At 50.4% G+C, this 4,068-nt stretch carries 6 protein-coding genes; all 6 read left to right on the top strand.

Annotated elements, in window-relative coordinates; translation table 11 throughout:
- Positions 1-1,128 (top strand): translation initiation factor IF-2 (gene infB / locus GF404_06595; GenBank protein ID MBD3381848.1); only part of this gene is annotated, 1,128 nt, incomplete at its 5' end.
- A 1-nt stretch (position 1,129) separates the two neighbouring features.
- Positions 1,130-1,411, top strand: coding sequence for a DUF503 family protein (locus tag GF404_06590; GenBank protein MBD3381847.1), 282 nt, complete (start codon positions 1,130-1,132; stop codon positions 1,409-1,411).
- On the top strand, positions 1,411-1,794 hold the full coding sequence (rbfA, locus tag GF404_06585; protein MBD3381846.1) for a 30S ribosome-binding factor RbfA: 384 nt from the start codon (positions 1,411-1,413) through the stop codon (positions 1,792-1,794). Before GF404_06590 ends, rbfA begins: the two co-directional genes overlap by 1 nt.
- Positions 1,775-2,779 carry a hypothetical protein gene (locus tag GF404_06580; protein ID MBD3381845.1) on the top strand — a complete coding sequence of 335 codons (1,005 nt, stop codon included), beginning with the start codon at positions 1,775-1,777 and terminating at the stop codon, positions 2,777-2,779. The genes rbfA and GF404_06580 overlap by 20 nt, the downstream gene beginning before the upstream one ends.
- Entirely contained in the window at positions 2,769-3,698 is a 930-nt protein-coding gene (gene truB / locus GF404_06575; protein MBD3381844.1) for a tRNA pseudouridine(55) synthase TruB, read from the top strand. Before GF404_06580 ends, truB begins: the two co-directional genes overlap by 11 nt.
- On the top strand, positions 3,698-4,068 hold a 371-nt coding region (locus GF404_06570; protein ID MBD3381843.1), incomplete at its 3' end, for a riboflavin biosynthesis protein RibF. The genes truB and GF404_06570, both read left to right, overlap by 1 nt.

The raw sequence follows: 4,068 nt of genomic DNA, 5'->3' as shown, positions 1-4,068 counted from the left end.
TCCCAGCATCGCCTGACACCTGAAGGCTGGGGCGGTTCGACCGTGATGGTCGAGATTTCGGCCAAGACCGGTATGGGAGTAGACGAACTCCTGGAAAATATATTGCTTCAGGCCGATGTGCTCGAACTCGAAGCCAATTACGATTCCCGCCCGAAAGGGATCGTGGTCGAGGCCGAACTTGAAAAAGGCAAGGGGCCGGTGGTTACGATTATAGTACAAAGAGGTGTACTGACAGTTGGTGATCCTTTTGTGGTCGGTAATTACCATGGCCGTGTACGCGCGCTGATGAATGATCGAGGTGACAGCCTCGACGAGGTGCGACCCGGTTGGCCGGCGCAGATTACAGGCTCACATGGGGTTCCACAGGCCGGTGACACTTTCTTTGTGACCTCGGATGAATCGATTTCACGCCAGATTGCAAATAAACGCCAGCGTATCAAACGCGAACAGGATTTCCGCCATATGAAGCGGATTGCCCTCTCAAACGTCAAAGATTGGATCAAGGAAGGTGAGGTGATCGACCTCAATATCGTCATCAAGGGCGATGTAGATGGTTCGGTCGAAGTGCTCGCCGATACGCTTCAGAATCTTTCCACCGAGGAGGTGCGGGTTCAGATTATCCACCGCGGTGTGGGAGGTATTAACGAAAACGATGTGCTGTTGGCGGCCGCCTCCAACGCGATCATCATCGGTTTCCATGTCCGGCCGGATGCACGTGCCCGTGAACTGGCTACTCGCGAAAAAGTAGATGTGCGTTTGTACACTATCATTTATGAAATCGAACGCGATATCAGGGCGGCCCTGGAGGGAATGCTGGCACCGGAAATTAAAGAAGAGATTCATGGGTCAGCCGAGATTCGCGACACATTCAGGGTACCAAAAGTCGGAACGATTGCCGGGTGTTACGTGCTTGACGGCAAGATTATGCGCAACGACAAAATCCGCGTCATCCGCGATGGAATACAGGTCCATGAAGGCGAGATAGCTTCGCTCAAACGTTTCAAGGATGATGTCCGGGAGGTGGCTTCGGGATTTGAGTGCGGTATCGCGGTCGATGGGTTTAACGATGTCAAAGTCGGTGATATCCTTGAATCGTTTGTGAATATCGAGGTATCCCGCAAACTCTGAGATGGTAATCGGTCTGTTACAAGTTGAACTCTTCCTGCCACAGGTTCAATCCCTGAAAAATAAAAGGCATATCCTGAAAAGGATTATTACGCGAGTTCGCAATAAATTTAATGTCTCCATTTCGGAGACAGGCAACAACGATCTCTGGCAGAGGGCGTCGCTTTCCTGCTGTATCGTCACCAATGAATCATCCTACGCCAGCCAGGTGATGAGCAAAGCCCTGGCCGAAATTGAACGCAACCTGGAAGGTGAAGTGCTGGATTTTCAGACTTCGTTTATGTAATGAGAGAATTTTCCAGAAAAGACAGGCTCAAAGATCAAATCATGCGCGAGGTGGCCGATATCGTCCAGACCCGGGTCAAAGACCCTAATCTCGGGTTCGTGACGATCACCGATGCTGAATTGACTAACGATTTACGTAACGCCAGGGTTTTTTTTAGTGTCCTGGGTGATGATGACGACAAGCGCAGATCGAAAAAAGTACTCAACAAGGGTCTGGCAATGATCCAGTCTGAACTGGCGCGCAGGTTGAATATTCGCCATTCGCCTTCGATCGAATTTGAACTGGACACCTCGGCTGAATACGGAGCGCGGATGGAAGAACTCTTCAAACAGATCGAAAAAGAACGCGAGGACAAAGCGGGGGATGAGGATGACGAAGAATGAATCCTCTCTCATCCGGGATATAATCGAACGGGTGGAGTCCTCGGAACGGGTCCTGCTCAGTTCTCATCAGGGTCCCGATGGTGATTCGCTCGGAAGCCAGATCTCGTTCTATCTCTACCTCAAGTCACTCGGCAAGCAGGTCTGGATGTATAATCAGGGGCATATCCCGCATTACTTCCATGACTTCAAAGAAATCGATCTGGTCAAATGTGAACCTGAGGACTGGATCGTCCCCGAACAGGGTTTCGATCTGGCAGTTATATTCGAATGTACCTCGATCGACAGGATCGGGGAGGTGAAAGATATTGTCGCCCCGAAAACAGACATTATAAATATCGATCACCATCGCGAAAACAGCGAATTCGGATTGATTAACTACATCGATGTGGACGCTTCCTCGGTGGGGGAGATGAACTACCGGATCTTCAAGCAGGCCGGTCTCGAAATCAGCCGGGAAATTGCCGAATATATATTTATCGCGATTCTCACAGATACCGGACGCTTTCATTTTACTTCTACCACTCCCGAATCACTGCGGGTTGCCGCTGAACTAATCGAGCAGGGTATAGATATAAAAGCTTTGACAGACAGAATTTACTTCAGCAATTCTGAGGCCCAGCTCCGCCTGACCGGCGAGCTTTTGGCCAGTATGGATGTCGTCCTGGGAGGGCGGGCTTGCCTGCTGACTCTGACACGAAGCGATCTCGAACGCTATGGGCTCAAATACGGAGACATGGAGGGGATGGTGGAGTGGACCATGAAAGTCAAAGGCGCTATGGTGGGCGCTCTTCTAAAAGACCTGCGTCCGGATTTCACCAAGATATCGCTCAGGTCACAACGGGATATCGACGTGCATAAACTGGCCCAGAAATTCGATGGCGGTGGTCATCTCAACGCCGCCGGATGCCATATCCATGCACCGCTTCCGGAAGCCAAAGAAAAACTCATTTCTGCAATCGGGGAATTGATCGAGGATGTCGATTGAGGGTGTTCTTTTAATGGATAAACAGTTCGGATTGAGCTCATTCGAAGCACTGAACCAGGTCCGGCGTACTCTTGCAGTCGAAAAAGCCGGACACACCGGTACACTCGACCCGGGCGCAACCGGGTTGATGGTGGTGGTTCTGGGACGGGCTACTAAACTCTCCGCTTATCTCAGCGGACAGGAAAAGCTGTACCAGGCGGTAATTCGACTGGGCGAAAGGCGCGAGACATTCGACCGTTTCGGCAGGATGATATCGCGCTCTGAAATAACTGTTTCAAGACGTGAGGTCGAACCCGCTTTGAAGGAATTCGAAGGAGAAATAGAGCAGGTCATTCCCTCTTATTCGGCCGCTCATCACGAGGGCAAAAGACTCTACCAATACGCCCGTAGCGGGACCGATATCCCGGTCAAGTACAGCAAAGTGCGCATCAATTATATTGAGCTGGTGGACTATCAAAGGCCCGATGTCGAGGTCAAAATCGAGTGCACAAGCGGGACCTACATTCGCAGCCTGGCCGAAATGCTGGGACTGAAACTCGGATGCGGGGCTCATCTGTATTCTCTCAGGAGGCTTAAAGTCGGCAGTTTTTCAGTCGATGATTCACTGACTCTGAGGCAACTCGAAGCCCTCAATTCACTGGACGGAATTCAGGATTATTTGATTGCCCTGGATGATGCCCTGGATTTCCCGGCATTGATAGTTACCGACCAAAAAGCGGAGATGGTAAAAAACGGTGTCGAAATCCGGGGACGGGATCTGCTTGAAACGGATTCTGAGTTTGATGCGGGAGAGATCGTACTGTTAAAGAATTCAGCAGGAAAAACATTGGCTTTAGGAAATGTCCTGGCTGACAGCAGTCATATAGCAGAAAACAGCTTTAATGACCGCAAGGTGTTCGAATACAGGCGGGTGTTGTGATGCAGGTATTCCGTGAAAGCAAGGAGCTGAAGCGTTGTCTCGACAGCCGGACAGCGGTTACAGTTGGGACTTTCGACGGCATCCACCTGGGCCACCGTAAATTGATCGGTTACTTGAACGATCAGGCCCAAAAAAGGGATCTGAAATCTGTCGTGGTTACATTTGAACCACATCCGATTTATGTCCTCAGGCCGGATTTACCGCTCCAGAGGATAGTGTTGCCGGAGGAAAAGATTGAGCGTCTTTCGAAATTTGGACTTGACTATTTGCTCGTTCTCAATTTTAATAAGAAATTGGCCAATTTTACGGCCACTCAATTTTTTGCCGAGATCCTGGTCGGAGACCTGGATTCCGGTTTTGTCGCGTTAGG

This window comes from Candidatus Zixiibacteriota bacterium (assembly GCA_014728145.1).
Taxonomy (GTDB): domain Bacteria; phylum Zixibacteria; class MSB-5A5; order JAABVY01; family JAABVY01; genus WJMC01.
This window is presented reverse-complemented; position numbering and strand designations above follow the sequence as displayed.

Coding starts and splice junctions, on each gene's coding strand:
- GF404_06590 (MBD3381847.1), top strand. CDS start 1,130: ATGGTAATCGGTCTGTTACAAGTTGAACTCTTCCTGCCACAGGTTCAA.
- rbfA (MBD3381846.1), top strand. CDS start 1,411: ATGAGAGAATTTTCCAGAAAAGACAGGCTCAAAGATCAAATCATGCGC.
- GF404_06580 (MBD3381845.1), top strand. CDS start 1,775: ATGAGGATGACGAAGAATGAATCCTCTCTCATCCGGGATATAATCGAA.
- truB (MBD3381844.1), top strand. CDS start 2,769: ATGTCGATTGAGGGTGTTCTTTTAATGGATAAACAGTTCGGATTGAGC.